The 18,269-nt window shown below is 45.3% G+C and carries 14 protein-coding genes and 2 pseudogenes; 11 read left to right on the top strand and 5 right to left on the bottom strand.

Annotated features, from left to right (window positions below):
- Positions 1–214: 214 nt before the first annotated feature.
- Both MMY81_RS29895 and MMY81_RS29890 read right to left on the bottom strand, forming a co-directional pair.
- Positions 215–1,723, bottom strand: coding sequence for a UDP-N-acetylmuramoyl-L-alanyl-D-glutamate--2,6-diaminopimelate ligase (locus MMY81_RS29895; RefSeq protein WP_252315692.1), 1,509 nt, complete (start codon positions 1,721–1,723; stop codon positions 215–217).
- A 443-nt stretch (positions 1,724–2,166) separates the two neighbouring features.
- Positions 2,167–3,185, bottom strand: a pseudogene (locus MMY81_RS29890) (FUSC family protein).
- 199 nt (positions 3,186–3,384) lie between these two features.
- Here MMY81_RS29890 and MMY81_RS29885 point away from each other — a divergent pair.
- The 7 genes and pseudogenes from MMY81_RS29885 (at position 3,385) to MMY81_RS29855 (ending at position 12,295) form a co-directional block, all read left to right on the top strand.
- A complete protein-coding gene (locus tag MMY81_RS29885; RefSeq protein ID WP_252315691.1) occupies positions 3,385–4,401 on the top strand; it encodes a zinc-binding alcohol dehydrogenase family protein in 1,017 nt (338 codons plus the stop codon).
- Between the two features lie 171 nt (positions 4,402–4,572).
- Positions 4,573–5,952, top strand: coding sequence for an FAD-dependent oxidoreductase (locus MMY81_RS29880; RefSeq protein WP_252315690.1), 1,380 nt, complete (start codon positions 4,573–4,575; stop codon positions 5,950–5,952).
- 197 nt (positions 5,953–6,149) lie between these two features.
- Positions 6,150–7,160 (top strand): zinc-binding alcohol dehydrogenase family protein, encoded by a 1,011-nt coding sequence (locus MMY81_RS29875; RefSeq protein WP_252315689.1) that lies wholly within the window; start codon positions 6,150–6,152, stop codon positions 7,158–7,160.
- A gap of 16 nt (positions 7,161–7,176) precedes the next feature.
- Complete coding sequence (locus tag MMY81_RS29870; protein ID WP_252315688.1) at positions 7,177–8,115, top strand: NADP-dependent oxidoreductase; 939 nt, start codon at positions 7,177–7,179, stop codon at positions 8,113–8,115.
- Positions 8,116–8,381: 266 nt separating this feature from the next.
- Positions 8,382–8,591, top strand: a complete 210-nt coding sequence (locus MMY81_RS29865; RefSeq protein ID WP_252315687.1) for a hypothetical protein — start codon at positions 8,382–8,384, stop codon at positions 8,589–8,591.
- 146 nt (positions 8,592–8,737) lie between these two features.
- Positions 8,738–10,467: pseudogene (locus tag MMY81_RS29860) on the top strand (ABC transporter ATP-binding protein).
- Entirely contained in the window at positions 10,460–12,295 is a 1,836-nt protein-coding gene (locus MMY81_RS29855; protein WP_252315686.1) for an ABC transporter ATP-binding protein, read from the top strand. Before MMY81_RS29860 ends, MMY81_RS29855 begins: the two are co-directional and overlap by 8 nt.
- Positions 12,296–12,332: 37 nt before the next feature.
- On the opposite strand, the gene MMY81_RS29850 is transcribed toward MMY81_RS29855, so the two are convergent.
- Complete coding sequence (locus tag MMY81_RS29850) at positions 12,333–13,334, bottom strand: LLM class flavin-dependent oxidoreductase (RefSeq protein ID WP_252315685.1); 1,002 nt, start codon at positions 13,332–13,334, stop codon at positions 12,333–12,335.
- A gap of 15 nt (positions 13,335–13,349) precedes the next feature.
- The gene (locus MMY81_RS29845; protein WP_252315684.1) at positions 13,350–13,679 is read right to left on the bottom strand and encodes a tRNA-binding protein; all 330 of its coding nucleotides are present in this window, start codon (positions 13,677–13,679) and stop codon (positions 13,350–13,352) included.
- Between the two features lie 120 nt (positions 13,680–13,799).
- On the opposite strand from MMY81_RS29845, the gene MMY81_RS29840 reads away from it, so the two are divergent.
- Positions 13,800–14,834, top strand: coding sequence for an aldose epimerase family protein (locus MMY81_RS29840; RefSeq protein ID WP_252315683.1), 1,035 nt, complete (start codon positions 13,800–13,802; stop codon positions 14,832–14,834).
- A gap of 58 nt (positions 14,835–14,892) precedes the next feature.
- On the opposite strand, the gene MMY81_RS29835 is transcribed toward MMY81_RS29840, so the two are convergent.
- Complete coding sequence (locus MMY81_RS29835) at positions 14,893–15,444, bottom strand: GbsR/MarR family transcriptional regulator (protein ID WP_252315682.1); 552 nt, start codon at positions 15,442–15,444, stop codon at positions 14,893–14,895.
- A gap of 263 nt (positions 15,445–15,707) precedes the next feature.
- Here MMY81_RS29835 and MMY81_RS29830 point away from each other — a divergent pair, with 263 nt between their 5' ends.
- The 3 genes from MMY81_RS29830 to MMY81_RS29820 form a co-directional block, all read left to right on the top strand.
- Positions 15,708–16,937, top strand: coding sequence for a quaternary amine ABC transporter ATP-binding protein (locus MMY81_RS29830; RefSeq protein ID WP_252315681.1), 1,230 nt, complete (start codon positions 15,708–15,710; stop codon positions 16,935–16,937).
- Positions 16,897–17,736, top strand: coding sequence for an ABC transporter permease (locus MMY81_RS29825; RefSeq protein ID WP_252315680.1), 840 nt, complete (start codon positions 16,897–16,899; stop codon positions 17,734–17,736). Before MMY81_RS29830 ends, MMY81_RS29825 begins: the two co-directional genes overlap by 41 nt.
- 58 nt (positions 17,737–17,794) lie before the next feature.
- On the top strand, positions 17,795–18,269 hold a 475-nt coding region (locus tag MMY81_RS29820; protein ID WP_274622848.1), incomplete at its 3' end, for a glycine betaine ABC transporter substrate-binding protein.

The following is an 18,269-nucleotide window of genomic DNA, read 5'->3' as shown; positions in this document are numbered from 1 at the left end:
ATAAAAATCTTAGAATGTTAATAAAGGGAATATTCTGAATATGGTACGGTTAATTACAAGAGTAACGAGACTAAAGATCTAGTTTAATTGTACCTTATTTTCTACTAAATACCAATAGTTACTTAATATGTAATATATCGGCATAAAAAAAGGACTGTCTGTAATACTCGGACAGTCCTTTTCTATCGATAAAAAATATAATAGTATTCATTTATCAGCTTGATACAATATTCTGCGCTTTTTCTTTGTCAAAAAAGTCCTGAATAACCTGCAGCTCATCGTAAGGTACCTGCTCTCCATTGACATGCTGGTAACCACCAAAGCCTAATCCAGTAATAAGTACCAGATCCCCTTCTTCTGAAAGCGATAGGGAGCGGTGAATCGCATGTTCCCGGAGAGGTTCTTTGTAAACATTCGGTGCATGTGGATCGCTGAATCCGGATACGACATCATCGGCCACTTTTTCCCGATCCACAAAACCTGGATGATCGACACTGACTACAAATGCATCTGCTTTGCCTTCCGCGGCTTTTGCCATTTTTGGTCTTTTTAGAGGGTCTCTTAGACCGATACCGGTAAGCATCAAAATAAGCCTGCGGTGTTTCAGTTTTTTGGCAGCTTCAATCACTAATTCAAGTGCATCAGGCGTATGGGCATAATCAAGAATGATTTTGTAGCGCGGATAATGGTCAATGACCTGGAACCGTCCCTCGGGCCCTTCAATAAATGGAAGCTGGGCAATAATATGCTCTTCTTCCATGCCCAAGTGCATACAGGCGCAGAACGAAGCCAGCAGGTTGGAAATATTGTAAGAGCCGAAAACCGGAACATGAATGTCATACCGGTTATGCTGCGTGACAATAGTCAATGATGTGCCGGTTTCATCTGGAACGATTTGTTCGGCATAGATATCAGCTTTTTTTTCAATGCTGTACGTTAATAGAGGTCCTTTAAATACAGCCAGAATATCATCAGCCATTCCTTCGTCATCAAGGTTTACTACTGCCTGTTTGGATTGGAGGAATAATTTAAGCTTGGATTGCTTATAATGATCCATCGTTTCATGAAAATCCAGATGCTCGGGTGACAGGTTCGTATGAATACCAACATCGAACATAATGCCGTGAAGCCGCTGCTGTTCGATAGCAATAGAAGTGGCTTCAAGAGAAACAGCCTTTGCCCCGTTCTGATATATTCTTTCGAAAATTGCATGCAGATCGGGCGCTTCCGGGGTGGTAGGCGTTGTTTGTTTAAAAGTAAGTTTACTTTGATGGTCCCACATTCCGGCTGTTCCCATAATGCCGGTAGGTACATTTAATCGATTGAGCAGAGTCCGTGTATAGGCAGTTACGGTTGTTTTGCCATTTGTTCCTGTAACGCCTATTGTTTTCAATGAATGATGCACGAAATTATGGAAAAATATTGAAAATTCTGCCATTGCAATTTTCGAATCAGCTACATGCAGAAAGGTAACAGATGGATAATGAGCGGTTAATTTCTCCAAAAAAGGTTTGTTTGAACCGACAATCATAGATGCACCATTTTTAATGGCTTCCCGGGCATACTCATGACCATCTGCCTGAGATCCAATAATACAAAAGAAAGCAGAATTTTTTCCGGCATCCGAAGAGTTATAGCACAGGGAGTCGACCTCCGTCTGTTCTGGTCCCCATATAGACGTAATAGATAGGTGCTGCTGTGCAGTTGTTAATGAGAAAAGCATAGTCACGACTCCTTTTATGAAATAACGTGCTTTTTTAAGCACTTTCCTGGTGTACAAATAATGTATACGAAAATAAAGAACGATCGGATCACTTAATATGTATAAATTGTTTTTATATACTAAATACCCTGTCCTGACCTTGTAAAAACGTTTTAGAAAGGTTATACAAAAAAACAGGAGATTAGACCGACACACGCTCAACATAAACCAGCTTTCCTAAGTATAAAACGCTATCCTAATAATAATCCAATGATTAAAAGTAAGGATTTTTTGCTGATAAATCACCTTTTTTCACATAAAGTTTACAAAAGAGCAGGACTTAGGTATAAAAAGAGCATGTAGATAAACAAAAACGAAAAGCTGAGCAGGGAGCAAAGGAGTATTTCACACAAAAAAGACCAGCCGTAAATCTATTGATTTGTCCATACAGCTAATGGCTGGTATTAATATGAATCAGGCAGTTCCCGGTCATACTGCTCGTGAATTTGTTCGAGTTCTTCGAGTACATCGTGAATGGAAAGCAGTACATATAAAATAATTACTTCACCGGAAAAGTGATGGTGGTAGGCGGACTCATTTGTTTCCGGCCATTCAAGCTGTACCTGGCGAAACGTCTGGTCGAGCTGTTCGATGATGGTATAATGTGACATCGGGATGCTCCTGCTTTTCTGCTCAAGGACGTTTGCGATGGAGTGAGCAGCCCGGCTGACGACTTCCTGCTTTTCTGGAAATAGAATAAAGTCATCGTCTTTAACCATAAATAAACTATGCGTATGGTAAATAATTCGTTCCAGCGCATACAGCTGTTCTTTTTGATATGTAAAAAACATCATATCTTTGTCGCTGTAGCGATGGTATTTCCACTCTTTTTTCTGATGGGAAATAAGTTCAATCGAAGCATTAAGCTGCCTCTGCATATCAGAAAAACGTTTTCTTGTGTAATTCCTGGATTCGCCGCTTTCTACAATTTCAGCTATTTTCTCAAGCAGCAGCCGGCCGGACTGAGAAAACAGAACCTCATTTTTTTCAGCCACCATTCTGGAAAAATGGGGTGGGAGAATCATAAGATTAACGATCGTAGAAACGCTGATCCCAATAAGTGTCGTGCCGGCCCGCTGGATAAATTCAATGAGGTACGGTGCTTCTGCGACAGGAATCATTAATACAGCTGTAAGAGTAGCCACGAGAATTCCAGCTTCAAGACGCAGTTTATAACATATGTAAATCGTCAATACAGCGGCCAGAGTGAATGCCAGCGCAGTCTGACCGAATAAAATAAAGATCCTAACGATAAGGCGGTGCCTATTAAAGTAGCGGGGAAGCGCTGCAATCCTTTTTGAACACTGTCAGCCGCTGTTGGCTCGAGTGTTACGATGGCAGCGATAACAGCAAAAGCGGGCGGCAGATTAAAAAAACCGCAGATAAGGACTGTGATAAAAACGGCGAGTGCTGTTTTTATCATCCGCTCCCCTCTTATTTTGGAAACCCATTTTTTTATCATTGTAAAACGCCTTCCTGCACGAATATCTTTTCCAGTATAAAGGAAAGAAATAGAGATGTCTCGGTGCTTCAGGGAAAACGGTTTCGGAATGTTGTTAAGTAAGGTACGCTGAAACAAGAAAAGAATGGTTCCAGTAAATTAACTTAGAGGAGGAGCATCTATGAAAGCAGTAGGGTTTTATCAATATCTTCCAATAGAAGAAAAAGATAGTTTTTTAAATGTGGAGGTTCCGGATCCGGTGCCGGGGACACACGATCTTGTTGTTCGTGTGAAAGCAGTTTCTGTGAACCCAGTAGATACAAAAACGCGAATGTCCAAAGGGCCGGAGGTTACAGAAGAAGAGCCGCAGATTATTGGATGGGATGCCTCGGGTATAGTAGAATCTGTCGGAGAGCACTGCCAGGTTTTTAAGCCGGGCGATGAAGTGTTCTATGCCGGAGATAAGTCACGCCCTGGAGCCTATGGGGAAAAACATATCGTCGATGAGCGAATTGTCGGCAAAAAGCCAAGACAGCTCAGTTTTGCCGAGAGTGCAGCTGTTCCACTGACTGCCATCACCGCCTGGGAAGGCATGTTTACCCGGCTTGGTATAAGTTCAGAGAAGGATCAGTATAAGTCTATTTTAATTATTGGCGGTGCAGGAGGAGTAGGGTCTATTGCGATCCAGCTGGCCAAATGGGCCGGACTTCACGTTATTGCTACTGCATCAAGACCGGAGACAGAAGAGTGGTGCAGAAAAATGGGAGCAGATGAAGTAATCAATCACCGCGAACCGATCCTGCCTCAGCTGGAAACTCTCGATTTTGAAAGCGTCCCCTATATCTTCTGCCTGAATGATACCGCCTACCACTGGAAGAACATGGTGGATTCTATCGCTCCTCAGGGGAAAATATGCTCTATCGTTGGTTCGAAGGAAGCGCTTGACCTTTCCCAGCTGCAGCACAAAAGCGTTACGTTTGCCTGGGAGTATATGTTCACAAGACCGATGCATCAGACAGATGACATGATCGCTCAGCACCGTCTGCTTACAGAAGTCAGCGAACTTCTCGATAAAGAGGCGCTGCAGACGACGCTGACAGAGACGCTGTCTCCACTTGAAGCCACCACGGTTAAAGAGGCTCACAAGAAGGTAGAGTCTGGAAAAATGATAGGCAAAATTGTTATAGAAGTACAGTAAAGAAGGGACCGCGGCATGGATGAGGCTGCGGTTTTTTCTGTCTGTGAACTTTATGTGAAAACATTCACAAAAGCTTGCAGAACAAATAGAAGCGTACTATACTAGGGTTAACAAATAAATGTGAATCATTTCACAATATATGTGAAAACATTCACAACAGGAGGAACTACGATGAAAATAGCAGTTATTGGCTGCACCCACGCGGGCACAGCAGCTATTACCAATATGATCGAAATGTACCCGGATGCTGATATTCATGTGTTTGAGAAAAATGACAATATATCTTTTCTATCCTGCGGTATTGCTTTATACGTGGGCGGAGTGGTAAATGACCCGGACGGACTATTTTATGCATCACCAGAAGGAATGGAAGAACTGGGTGTTCATATGCATCTTGAGCATGAAGTGCTTGACGCGGATACGGCTAACAAAACCCTTCTCGCCAAAAACCTTCAGACAAATGAAGAGACAGAATACCCGTTTGATAAGCTTGTGATTACAACAGGATCATGGCCGATCACCCCGCCGATTCCGGGCCGGGAGCTGGATAACATTATGCTTTGTAAAAACTTTAATCATGCAAAACACATCATTAAACAAGCAGAGCACGCCGAAAACATTACTGTTGTCGGAGCCGGCTATATTGGTATTGAGCTTGTAGAAGCATTTGAAGAAGCCGGTAAAAAAGTAACTCTCATTGACGGAGAAACGAGAATTCTAAATAAATATCTGGATCCTGAATTTACCGCTCCTGTACAAAATTCTTTAGAAGCGCGCGGAGTCAACATGGTCCTCGGGGAAACGGTCCGCGAGTTCAAAGGAGAAGAAGGAACAGTACGGAAAGTGCTGACATCCAACGGAGAATACGATACGGATATGGTCGTTATGTGTATTGGCTTTCGTCCGAACACGGATTTGTTCCAGGGAGAAGTAGATATGCTCGACAACGGTGCGATTATAGTAGATGAATATATGCAGACCAGCCAGCCGGACGTGTTTGCTGCAGGAGACTGCTGCACGGTACCGTATAACCCAACAGGGGGCAATGCCTATATTCCTCTTGCTACGAATGCAGTCCGCATGGGTACACTTGTTGCGCACAACCTCGAAGCTCCTGTACTGGCCCACCCCGGCACCCAGGGTACTTCCGGTCTGAAAATTTATGAGCATCAAATGGCATCCACCGGCCTGACAGAAATGGCAGCAAAACAGGCTGGGTTTCATACGGGCGCGGCGCTGGTAGAAGATGATTACAGGCCGGCGTTTATGCCGGACAACGCAACGATTAAGCTGAAAATTGTGTATGACATGGATACGCACCGGCTGCTTGGAGCACAGGTTATCTCCGAAGCAGATTTTACCCAGTCCATCAATACGCTGAGCGTGGCGATTCAAGAGAGAATGACGGTAGAGCAGCTGGCGATGAACGATTTCTTTTTTCAGCCGCACTTTAATAAGCCATGGAATTATTTAAACATGGCGGGTCTGCAGGCAATGAAAGATATAAAGGCACATGCATCTTTACAAAAAACAGTCCAGACCGCAGTATAAGAGCGGCTTGATTAAATTAGTGATGAAAAAGCACGGCTTCCGGCCGTGCTTTTATTTATGTCCAAATAAAGGCAGTATAAAAATTCATACTGTAAAGAATAGTCATTAAGGTTTCAACCACCAGAAAAAAAGGTAAATTATTTAAGATGAACAAATGAAACACACTGGAATCACGCATAAAAGAAAGGATGTACACCATGAAAGCAGTTGGATTTTTTGAATCTCTTTCTATTGATAACAATAAAAGCCTGCAAAATATAACAAAAGATAAACCGACAGCCGAGGATCACGATATCCTCGTTCGGGTAAAAGCAGTATCTGTTAATCCGGTGGATACCAAAGTCAGAATGTCGGGTGAAGAAAAGACCAGTGAAGCACAGGTTCTTGGATTTGATGCGGCCGGCGTCGTAGAAGAGGTGGGTGAACGCTGCCAGCTTTTTAAACCGGGCGATGAAGTGTATTATGCCGGGGATGTAAGCAGACCTGGTACAAACAGCGAATTTCACCTGGTTGACGAGCGGATAGTTGGCAGAAAACCAAAAAGCCTCAGCTTTGCAGAGAGTGCCGCCATGCCTCTAACGACGCTTACGGCATGGGAAGGCCTGTTTGAGCGGATGGGCATTTCAAGTGAAAAAGATAAGCGTAAGCCGGTGCTGATTCTGGGAGGAGCCGGAGGCGTAGGTTCTGTAGCAATCCAGCTGGCAAAGCTTGCCGGATTGGAAGTGATTGCTACTGCTTCGCGTGAACAATCCGCAGACTGGTGCAGAGAATTGGGCGCAGACCACATTATTAACCATAAAGAAGAACTTCTTCCGCAGCTCCAGCAGGCAGGTTTTCCGGATGTACCTTATATTTTCTGCCTGAATGATACCGCGGGACACTGGGAAGACATGGCAGAAATCGTAAGTCCTCAAGGAATAATCTGCTCGATTGTAGAAACAGAAGAGAAGCTCAATCTGACTCTGCTTCAGCACAAAAGCGCAGCCTTTGTCTGGGAGTTTATGTTCACACGCTCTTCTTATATGACTGATGATGTACGGGAACAGCACCGTATTCTAAACGAAGCCGGTGAAATGATGGATAAAGGGGTGCTTCGCTCCACTTTAACGGAAACTCTTTCTCCTATAGACGCTGAACACATCAGAGAAGGCCACGAAAAAGTAGAATCAGGAAGAATGATTGGAAAAGTAGTGATAGCAGAAGACTAGAAGGAGGGCACGGGATATGAAAGCCATCGTAATTGAGCAGTATGGAAACGAAAATGAATTTAAAGAGGTAGAGATGGACAAGCCGGTGCCAAAAGCAGGCCAGGTATTGATTGAAGTGAAAGCAGCGTCTGTTAATCCGCTTGATTGGAAAGTAAGAGAGGGATATTTAAAAGACAGGCTCCCTCTTCGATTTCCGGCTATTTTAGGATGGGATGCAGCCGGAGTAATTGTAGAAACGGGCAGCGGTGTATCTGCTTTCAAAAAAGGTGATGCTGTATTTGCTAAAACCGAAACCAATGAAAGCGGAACCTATGCAGATTATACGTGTATAGAAGAAGAAAAGCTGGCTAAAATTCCAGAACGTCTGAGCTTCTCGGAAGCCGCTTCTGTACCGCTTGCCTGCCTTACCGCATGGCAGGTGCTCAATGATGTAGCAGATGTTCAGGACGGCAATAATGTATTGATTCTCGGCGGAGCCGGCGGAGTAGGAACCTTTGCTGTTCAGATAGCCAAGCATAAAGGCGCTTATGTGGCCGCTACGGCAAGTGAGGAAAATCAAGGATTTTTAAAATCGATAGGTGCAGACCTCCCTATCGACTATAAGTCAGATAATCCTGCTGATCTGTTAAACGATGTTGACTTAATATTTGACCTCGTTGGCGGTCCGACGGCAGAAAAAGCGCTTCCTGCTTTAAAAGAAGGCGGGCTTATTGTTTCCGTTGCTGGAAATCCGGATACGGAGGCTGCCCGGAGCCGAAACATCCGTACGGCGTATCATTCTATTCAAGCCAGCGGCAGACAGCTTCAGGAGATTGCTGCACTGCTTCAGCTTGATATGATCGTTCCGGTTGTAACTGAGGTGCTGCCGTTGACCGCTGAAGGAGTAAAGCAGGCTCATCAGTCCAGCCAGGACGGCCATGTCCGCGGCAAGCTTGTTCTAAACAACCAGAAATAAAAGTGTGTTACTACTACTAGGAGGGGTTCCATGTTTGGACTGGATAAGAACAAAAATGCAGAAGGTGTCATTACGTGCAGTTTTCCGTTTGTGAAACCGAAAGCAAAAAAAGAAATGGACGGCCAGGTCCGTTGTCAATTATGTACCAGTGGAGGTAAGAGTCGGAGAAGATTACACAATGGATGAAGATGCCAAGCTGGAAGTGTATTTCTCCGAAGACGATGATCAGAAATCAATCGAAGACATGATCGAAGTACTCTCCACCTGTGGTATACAACGGAATTATTAAACAAATGTATGCAAATGAAGAGATTCCGGCGCAGGAGCACATTAAGTTTTTTGAAAAGCACACAGATAATACGATTGATACAAAAAAAATCGTAAATGAAATAAAGATGTCGTGGAACGAATCGGAACAGTGTTATGGTCCTGCAGGAGAAGTAGAAAAAAAGGTACGCGAAGACATGATGAAATAAGCACGTGCCAGGCAGAATCCGTATCCCGGATTCTGCTTTTTTTACGAAGAAAAAAAGCACAGGTCTCTGCTTTTGAGCGAAGGGAATGGGTATGGTAAAATACTTAGACACTCGAAGAGAATAAATAATAGAAGGGAGGAAGAAAAGTGCGCAGAATTCTGACGTTTCTAAAGCCTTATAAAATAGGCGTGGCTATTGCTTTGTTTGTCATGCTGGTAGAACTGTCCGTGGAACTGCTGCAGCCATTTATCATAGCTAGAATTATTGATGAAGGAGTCATGCAGGAAGATCTTGGTGTCGTATTTCAGCTCGGAGGTCTTTTGGTCGGGATGTCATTGGTAGCCTTCGCAGGAGGTATTGTCAGTTCTTTTTACGCAGCTCATATTAGTCAGAGTGCCGGACTGGATATCCGAAGCCGGGTATATCATAAAGTCCAGGCCTTTTCTTTCTCCCACTTCGCAGCTTTTCAGACATCAACGCTTTTAACGAGAATGACCAATGATGTTACTTCTATTCAACAAACTATTTTTATGAGCCTGCGCTTTTTTCTTCGTGCCCCGCTTCTTGTCGCAGGAAGTGTGGTTATGGCGCTGGTCGTAAACTGGCAGCTGGGCATGCTTTTTTTAATTACGGTTCCAATTATTCTGGGGTTTCTTTTCTGGGTGATGCAGCGGGCGGATACTATGTTCCGGTCGGTCCAGGCAAAGCTTGATACCGTAAACCGGGTGATGCAGGATAATTTGTCACGTATCCGCCTGATCCGGGTGTTTTTAAGACAAAATGTGGAAAAAGGCCATTTTACCGACTCGGCAAAAGACCTGCGTTTTCAAACTGTATCGGCGCTGCGGATGGCTGAATTAACGATGCCGGTTATTCTATTGATTATGAATGCCACGATTATCGGAGTTCTATGGTTTGGAAATATACAAGTTCAGGCCGGCGGGGCGACTACCGGTGAAATTGTCGCTTTGGTTAACTACGCCACAAGAATGACGGGAGCTCTTTCTATTTTCGGCTGGATTATTATGATGGTCTCCAGAGCAAGAGCCTCTTCGGTACGGATTGGAGAAGTGCTTGATACCGAAACGAAGCCCTTTGCGGATACGAAACGGACGTCGGCGCCTTCTGCGGTCAGTGGAAGACTCACTTTTGAAAACGTTTGGTTTCACTATCCGGACACGGAGATGCCTGTGTTGGAAATGTGAATTTTGATATAAAAGCCGGAGAGAGAATAGCCATTCTCGGTGCTACCGGTTCCGGCAAGACCTCTTTGTTTCAGCTGATTCCCAAGCTGTATGAAGCTGATTCCGGCACAATAAGGCTGGACGGCAAAAACATAAGTGACATAGATACGGCTGACCTGCGTCAGCACGTAGGATATGTTCCGCAGGAGCCATTTTTATTTACAGGCACTATGAGGGAAAATATTGAATGGGGCAAAGAAAATGCCACCGATGAAGAGATTGAAAAAGCAGCAAAACGTGCCCAGATCCACGATATGATCGCCGAGCTGCCTGATGGATATCAGACAAGAGTCGGCCAGAAAGGCGTTAACTTATCAGGGGGACAGAAGCAGCGGGTGTCGATTGCGCGTGCCTTTGTAAGGGAGCCGGCAATTTTACTGCTCGATGACAGTACAAGCGCTCTCGATGCGGGCACGGAAAAAAAGCTCATCGGAGCTCTTCAGGAATATGCGTGTACGACTCTGCTTATTACACAGAAAATCAGTACAGCGATGAACGCAGACAGAGTCTTTCTGCTGGAGGACGGTACGATCTCTGCGCAGGGAACGCACGAAGAGCTGTTAAAACAATCCGAACTGTACCGGAAAATTACAGAGTCGCAGCTTGGAAAGGGGTCGGCGTCTTATGTTTAAGCAGATAAAAGACCCGTTTACCTACTCCAGGAAAAAGCTTGGAGCCATGTACGAGGAATATGCCCCAAGGGCCGATCGTCCGAAAGTGCAGAACTGGCGGCAGACGCTTAAGAGATTGTGGGCATACTTAACGGTTAAAAAGTGGAAGATTGTCGTTATTATCATTATGATTGCTTTGAGTTCCGCTCTTGCTCTGCTTGGTCCGCTGCTCGTCGGGATTGGTATTGACCGTTTTATTGTTTCGCAGGATGCCTCGGTCGTCGGCGTGTTTCTCCTGACGCTCGCTGTTGTTTATATTCTGCACTCGGTTACGGTGCTCATTCAACAGTTTATGATGATAAGCGTTGCGCAGGAAGCGGTTTTTCAAATGCGCCAGGATCTGTTTCACCATCTGCATGATCTGCCGATTCCGTTTTTCGATAATAGACAGCACGGGGATTTAATGAGCCGTGTGACCAATGATATGGATAATATCAGCACGACATTAAACAGTTCCATTATTCAAGTATTTACAAGCCTGCTGACGCTGATCGGCACGTTTGCTGTTATGATCTGGCTCAGCCCTCTGTTGACAGCTATTACGCTTACTATAGTTCCATTGATGGCACTCGGGTTGAAGTGGATTACGAAACGGACGAGAATTTTATTTAAGGCCCAGCAGCGCAGGCTCGGAGATCTTAATGGATATATTCAGGAAACGATGTCCGGCCAGCGCATGATCAAATCGTTTTCCCAGGAGCCAAGAGTGCTGGAGGAGTTTCAGCATAAAAGCGTGGAGTTAAAGCAGGCAGGCTTTTGGGCGCAGACGATTTCGGGATTTATTCCAAAGCTGATGAATACTCTTAACAATGTCAGCTTTGCTTTAATAGCCGGAGCCGGCGGTTTTTTGGCCATTCAAGGTGTCATTACGATAGGTGTTATTGTTGTATTCGTCGAATACGCGCGTCAATTTACGCGCCCGCTGAGTGACCTGGCGAACCAATTCAATACGATTTTGTCTGCACTGGCCGGAGCCGAGCGGGTATTCGATATTATGGATGAAGACAAAGAGGAAGAGCCGGCAGGAGAATCTCCGTGGAAGACAATTCAGGGAGAAGTATCTTTTTCTCATGTGAGCTTTGCCTACAGTAAAGAAAGCGGCCAGACGATTAAAGATATCAGCCTGCAGGCGCGTCCCGGAGAAACGGTGGCGTTTGTTGGTCCTACCGGTGCAGGAAAAACGACCCTTATCCAGCTTCTCTCCCGTTTCTATGAACCGGGCGAAGGACAGATTACGCTTGATGGAGTCGACATTAACAAAGCGTCAAGGATTCATCTTCGGCAGCAGATGGGATTTGTACTTCAGGAAGCCTTTTTATTTCAGGGCTCTCTTCGGGAAAATATCCGCTACGGCCGTCTCGATGCGACAGATGAAGAAGTGGAAAAGGCTGCAAGAGAAGCAAACGCCCATAGCTTTATTAAGCGGCTGCCTAACCAGTATGATACGATTCTGCAGCAGGACGGAGAGGGAATCAGCCAGGGGCAGAAACAGTTAATTTCGATTGCCCGGGCACTGCTGGCTGACCCGAAAATTCTCGTCCTTGATGAGGCGACGAGCAACGTGGACACTATTACAGAAGTAAAAATACAGGAAGCACTGGAGCGCCTGTTAAAAGGCAGAACGAGCTTCGTTATTGCCCACCGGCTGAACACGATTCAGCAGGCAGACCAGATTATTGTTCTTCAGGACGGCTCTATTACGGAAAAAGGATCACATGAGGAGCTGATGAAGCAAAAAGGTTTTTACCAGAAGCTTCAGGTCAGTCAAATGGAACACGTTGTAAGCTGAAAACCCGGAGCACATAAAAGCGTCCCGGGTTTTTTTGCTATTCTGATAAGCCGAATGCTTCAGCAAGAAGGGTGTACGAACGCAGGCGGGCTTCATGATCGTAAATGTTAGTAATAATAAGGGCCTCGTCCGCCTGATACTGGCCGGCCAGCTTTTCAAGCTTTGCTTTGACGGATTGGGGCGTACCTACAATAGTCCGGGCACGGTTTTCCCTGATCCGCTTTTTATCATCCTCCGATAAGCGCTGCTGAAACAGTTCATCTGGGGACGGCAGCTTTGTACTGGTGCCTTTTTCTACATTTAGAAGCCATCTGTCCTGGCTCAATGCGAGCTTATCTGCTTCATCCTGAGTCGGAGCACACACAACAAAAATGCAGAAATTAACCGCCGGGGAAGGGAGCCGTTCGCTCGGAACAAAATTCTCCCTGTATGCTTTCGCCGAATCCTCACCCTGGGTTGGGTTAATAAAATGGCCGTATGTAAAGCCGGCACTGTTTCTTGCTGCGTGTTTGGCACCACGGGTGGAGAGGCCAAGCACCCATGTTTCCGGAAGGAAAGTTGTCATAGGGGAAGCTTTTATAGAAGAATAAGGGTGGTCACTTGGCAGGCTGCTGTCGATAAATCCCTGCAGGTCTGCCAGAAGCCTTGGAAACTCAATTAAATTTTTCTTGACGCCATCTGTCAAGGCGAGACGTATCGTCTGACCGCCTCCTGGCGAGCGGCCGACTCCGAGGTCGATGCGGCCTGGAAATAATGCTTCGAGCATTTTAAAGTTTTCGGCAACTTTATACGGGCTGTACTGCGGAAGCAATACTCCGCCGGAACCGACACGAATACGGCTTGTGCAGGAAGCCAGGTGGGAAATTAATATTTCCGGCGATGTGCCGGCCAGGCCGCTTGTACTATGATGTTCAGCGACCCAGAATCGTGAATATCCAAGTTTTTCTGTATGCCGGGCAAGCTCTTTCGTATGAAGAAGTGCTTGATGAGCATCAGATCCGGAGGGAATAGGGGACTGGTCCAATACACTTAGTTTCAAAAAAACGCAACCTTTCTATCCTAATTTACTTCCATTATTGATTGGTTTATCAGGCTGAATCAGTATAACACCGTCTTCTGAATACAACACTAATACGAGTACTTCGGAACGGAAGCCGGCAATTCGGCGGGAAGGGAAATTAACAACCGCCAGTACCTGCTTTCCGATAAGTTCTTCTTTTGTATAAAGGTCTGTCAGCTGGGCGCTTGATTTTTTCCGGCCCAGTTCTTCACCGAAATCGATCCATAATTGATAAGCAGGCTTTACTGCTTCGGGAAAGCTCTCGGACGCAGTGATGGTGCCGGCGCGTATATCAAGTGCGTTGAAGTCATCTACAGACGCCATAGGTATCGCCTCCTGGAAAAAGTATAGCACGAGCCGGAGCGGATTTTTAGAAAAAAGCATGAATCCGAAACAAAATGGGAATAAGGGGCAGGACAACCAAAACGGGAGGCAGACATTATTATGATAAAACAAAAAGAACTTGGCACGTATTCTGGAAAGGCGTTAACGGAAATAGAAATCTCTAATGACAGCAGACTCCGAATAACGGCATTGAATCTGGGGTGCCGGATCAACGGCATCTATTTAAAAAATGAAAAAGGGGAAGAAGAAAATCTGGTTCTTGCCTATGAAGACCCTGCTGATTATGTAACGGATGGAAACGCACTTGGAGCAGTAGTCGGCCGCGTGGCAGGAAGAATACCGAACGCTGAGGCGAAAGTGGAAGGACAGAAGTATTCTCTAACGAAGAATCATGGGGAACATCATTTACACGGGGGAGAAACAGGATTTGCTGACGTACTCTGGGACGTAGACATTCAGGATGACGAGAAAAAGCCGGCAGTTGTATTTTCCTATATATCAGAAGACGGGGAAGAAGGATATCCAGGGCGGCTGAATGTAAAGGTTACGTACACTTTGGAAGAGGACAAGCTGACAATGGACTATAAAGCCTCCAGTGATCAAGCGACACTGGTCAGTCTAACGAACCACAGCTATTTTAATTTAAGCGGAGACCTGCAGAGCTCCGTTTTGAATCAGACGCTGAAAGGTCCGGCGGAAGGAGTGCTTGAAATGGATGGAGAAATGATTCCAACAGGAGAAGTACTTCCCGCAGCAGATCTGTTTCCAATGAAGCAGGGAGAAGCAATCAATGCGGTGAAAAAAAATGATCACCCGCAGCTTTTGTTGGCCGGCCGGGGACTGGATCATTTCTTCATCTGGGGTAATACAAAGGAAGATATCGTATTTGCAGGAGATACAGGAATCAAAATGACTGTGCAGACAACCGAGCCCGGAGCGGTTATCTTCTCTGCATCCCAGATGGGGGAAGATTTGAAGCTGAAAAATGGCTCATCCTTTCCATTTGCCGGCCTTTGCATTGAAACCCAGCGTCTGCCTGCTGGCTTTTCGAAGCAGGGAAAAACCTGCGAATTAAAAAAAGATGAAACGTATCAGGCGTCCACAAGCTTTCACTTTGCTCCGCGTCTAAAATAAGATTAAACCGCAGGTCCTCTTAAGGGGCTGCGGTTTTTTTGCGGCATTTTCCAATAGGTTAAGAAGGACGTCGCGGCACCCAGTCGAATATTTTACCGCTTTCAAAGATGAGAATTACTTCGTCGAGCCATTCGTAATACTCTACAGCCCCTTCAAGCTTATCTATATCCATATGTATCATCTCGGTGTGCTCCTCGCGTTCACATAAAAGCAGCAGTCTGCGCAGTTCTTTCAATGCCTGGAGGGCTGCCTGGTGATTATTATCTGTAGCTTCCCTCCAGCGCGTAACAAACACAGACGTAAATGACTTGTACCAGTCCTGTTCCGTTTGGTATAAATCCTTGCGGACGCCTTTTTCCCATACTCTTTCCACCATGGAAGCTTCCATTAATGAACGAATACCCGTACTCATACTCATTTTGCTCATGCTGAGGGCGTCGCTCATCTCGTCCAGCGTCATCGGGCGCTCGGCAAAAAGAACAGTCCCGTAAAGGCGGCCGTTGGTCTCTGATATATTATATAACCCCATGTTCTGAGCAATGACTGAAATGAACTGGTGTCTGATCTGTTCCAGCTGTGTTAATGCCGGCAGCTCCCCTTTTTTATCCATACACACACTCCCTGATTAAACTGCACATTACGTTCAGAATAGCAGATAACCTGTAAAGGGGGTAATGAGATATAAGCAGGGAAAAGCAGGATATAGGGATTATCCATGTGATAGGACAGATGTAAAGTGCGTACAGTATATATTTTATAAAGAATATGAGCTTATATACGCTGTTTTCCGATTTGCGCCATTTTTCCTACAATTGTATAGTAATAGAGAAGCATGAAAAAGGGCGCAGGCTTGGATGGAAAGAGGGAAAGATCATGGCAGTAAAGATAAAAGTAGAAGAAATTACGAAGATATTCGGGAAAAAACCGAAAAAAGCACTGGAGCTTCTGGACCAGAATATGTCTAAAGATGAAATCTTAAAAGCGACGGGGAATACCGTAGGAGTGAACAAAGCCTCTTTTGAAGTAGAAGAGGGAGAAATTTTTGTTATTATGGGTCTTTCCGGAAGTGGAAAATCCACCCTGGTGCGATTATTCAATCGTTTAATTGAACCAACGACCGGAAGCGTCTGGATTGATGGAGAAGATCTGGCAAAGATGGATGACAAAACGCTTCGGGATGCAAGACGTAAAAAAATGAGCATGGTTTTCCAAAAATTCGGTCTTTTTCCATTCCGGACAATTCAAAGCAATGTAGAGTATGGTCTTGAAATTCAAGGCATGGATCCGGCAGAGCGAAAAGAAAAAGCCGGTAAATCTCTGGAGCTTGTAGGTCTGCAGGGGTATGAGAACATGCATCCGGACGAGCTTTCCGGCGGAATGCAGCAACGGGTTGGACTTGCACGTGCGCTGGCCAATGACCCGGATGTGCTGTTGATGGATGAAGCGTTCTCCGCGCTCGATCCTCTTATTCGAAAAGATATGCAGGATGAGCTACTCGATCTGCAGGGAAAAATGCAGAAAACGATTATCTTTATTACACATGATCTAGATGAAGCACTTCGGATCGGAGACCGCATTATGATTATGAAAGACGGTGCGGTAATCCAGACAGGAACGCCGGAGCAGATTCTTATGCATCCAAAAGATGACTATGTGGAGAAATTCGTAGAAGACGTGGACCGCTCAAAAGTATTTACGGTTGAACACGTAATGTCCCGTGCTGAAGCAATAAACATAGAAAAAGAAGGACCACGTGTAGCACTGCAGCGTATGAAAGAAGGTAATATTTCCAGTATATTTGTTACAAATAAACAAAAAGAACTGCTTGGCGTCGTCCACTCGAGAGATGTCTCCCGTTTAGTGCAGGAAGGGAAAGACAGCGTGGAGGAAGTTATTGAAAGAAATGTGCCGACTGTTGAAAAAGGAGCCGTACTTAAAGAAATGATGAATATGCTTACGTATACCAATATCCCTCTTGCTGTCGTAGAGGATAATAAATTAAAAGGCATAGTGTTCCGTGGCTCGGTTATGGCCGCACTATCAGGCGGGGAGGTAATCGAGCATGGAACTACTTCCGAAACTGCCGCTGGCAGCATGGATTGATGCGTTTGTTGAATGGCTGACAAACGCTGAGTTTTTCTTTGATTCTCTCACCAGCGGGATTGGCTGGATTATCAGCTCGATCGAAGCAATATTCACGCTTCCGCCAACCTGGCTTCTTCTCGCTATTATTGTACTGCTTACTTATTTTCTTGCGGGAAGGAAAATAGGATTAACACTCTTTGTGCTGCTGGGACTGTTCTTAATAGATAACCTCGGTTTCTGGAACGACATGATATTAACCCTTTCTATTGTTCTTACAGCTTCTATTATATCCATAGTCATTGGGGTGCCTATCGGTATTTGGATGGCAAAAAAGGGATTGGTGGAAAACGTAGTAAAACCTGTTCTGGATTTTATGCAGACGATGCCCGCCTTTGTTTATCTTATTCCTGCAGTAGCTTTCTTTGGAATAGGTATGGTACCAGGTGTAGTAGCTTCCGTAATCTTTGCGATGCCTCCTACCATTCGTTTTACGAACCTCGGTATCAGGCAGGTATCGACTGAAGTGATTGAGGCAGCTGACGCATTTGGATCCACTGGATCGCAGAAGCTCTTCAAGGTACAGCTTCCGATGGCGAAAACAACTATCATGGCAGGTATTAATCAGACCATCATGCTTGCATTATCCATGGTTGTTATTGCTTCAATGATCGGGGCCCAGGGCCTTGGAACGGCTGTATACTTTGCCGTCGGACGAAATGATGCAGGCGGCGGTTTTGAAGCCGGTATCGCCATTGTAGTACTCGCCATCATTCTGGACCGGTTAACGCAGAGCTTTGGATCAAAAGCTAAACAGTAGTTTATCTCCATTTTTTGGAGTAAACATATATTAAAACAAAAAGGGAGCGGATGAAGGTATGAAAAAGAACTTCAAGTATGTTGGTTTAACAGCAGGTCTATCCTTAACGGTAGCTTTGGCTGCATGTGGAGGCGGCGGCTCTGATGATGCAGAAGAGCAGGAAGCCGGTTCAGAAGGCGGAGAAGAGAGCAGCGAAGAAAGTGCAGGCGGCAATGTCGGCGAAGAGATGGATTATACCATCACTGGTATTGATGCCGGGGCAGGCGTAATGGCTGCGGCCGAGCAGTCTATAGAAGATTACGGCCTTGATGACTGGAACCTGCAGTCGAGCTCGGATGCCGCTATGACAAGCGCATTGGATGATGCGATTTCCAACGAAGAACCAATCGTTATTACAGGCTGGAATCCTCACTGGATGTTTTCAGTATATGACTTGAAATACTTAGAGGATCCGGAAGGCTCCTTTGGGGAAGCGGAAGATATTCATACTATCGCACGTGAAGGATTGGAAGAAGATGCTCCGGAAGCCTATG

The organism is Sinobaca sp. H24, assembly GCF_023845525.1.
Note: the sequence above shows the minus strand (reverse complement) of the source record. Positions and strands in the feature narration are given on the sequence as shown.

Bases quoted from the DNA above. Each gene is read 5' to 3' on its own strand.
- MMY81_RS29895 (WP_252315692.1), bottom strand. From the start codon at position 1,723: ATGCTTTTCTCATTAACAACTGCACAGCAGCACCTATCTATTACGTCT.
- MMY81_RS29885 (WP_252315691.1), top strand. From the start codon at position 3,385: ATGAAAGCAGTAGGGTTTTATCAATATCTTCCAATAGAAGAAAAAGAT.
- MMY81_RS29880 (WP_252315690.1), top strand. From the start codon at position 4,573: ATGAAAATAGCAGTTATTGGCTGCACCCACGCGGGCACAGCAGCTATT.
- MMY81_RS29875 (WP_252315689.1), top strand. From the start codon at position 6,150: ATGAAAGCAGTTGGATTTTTTGAATCTCTTTCTATTGATAACAATAAA.
- MMY81_RS29870 (WP_252315688.1), top strand. From the start codon at position 7,177: ATGAAAGCCATCGTAATTGAGCAGTATGGAAACGAAAATGAATTTAAA.
- MMY81_RS29855 (WP_252315686.1), top strand. From the start codon at position 10,460: ATGTTTAAGCAGATAAAAGACCCGTTTACCTACTCCAGGAAAAAGCTT.
- MMY81_RS29845 (WP_252315684.1), bottom strand. From the start codon at position 13,679: ATGGCGTCTGTAGATGACTTCAACGCACTTGATATACGCGCCGGCACC.
- MMY81_RS29840 (WP_252315683.1), top strand. From the start codon at position 13,800: ATGATAAAACAAAAAGAACTTGGCACGTATTCTGGAAAGGCGTTAACG.
- MMY81_RS29835 (WP_252315682.1), bottom strand. From the start codon at position 15,444: ATGGATAAAAAAGGGGAGCTGCCGGCATTAACACAGCTGGAACAGATC.
- MMY81_RS29830 (WP_252315681.1), top strand. From the start codon at position 15,708: ATGGCAGTAAAGATAAAAGTAGAAGAAATTACGAAGATATTCGGGAAA.
- MMY81_RS29825 (WP_252315680.1), top strand. From the start codon at position 16,897: ATGGAACTACTTCCGAAACTGCCGCTGGCAGCATGGATTGATGCGTTT.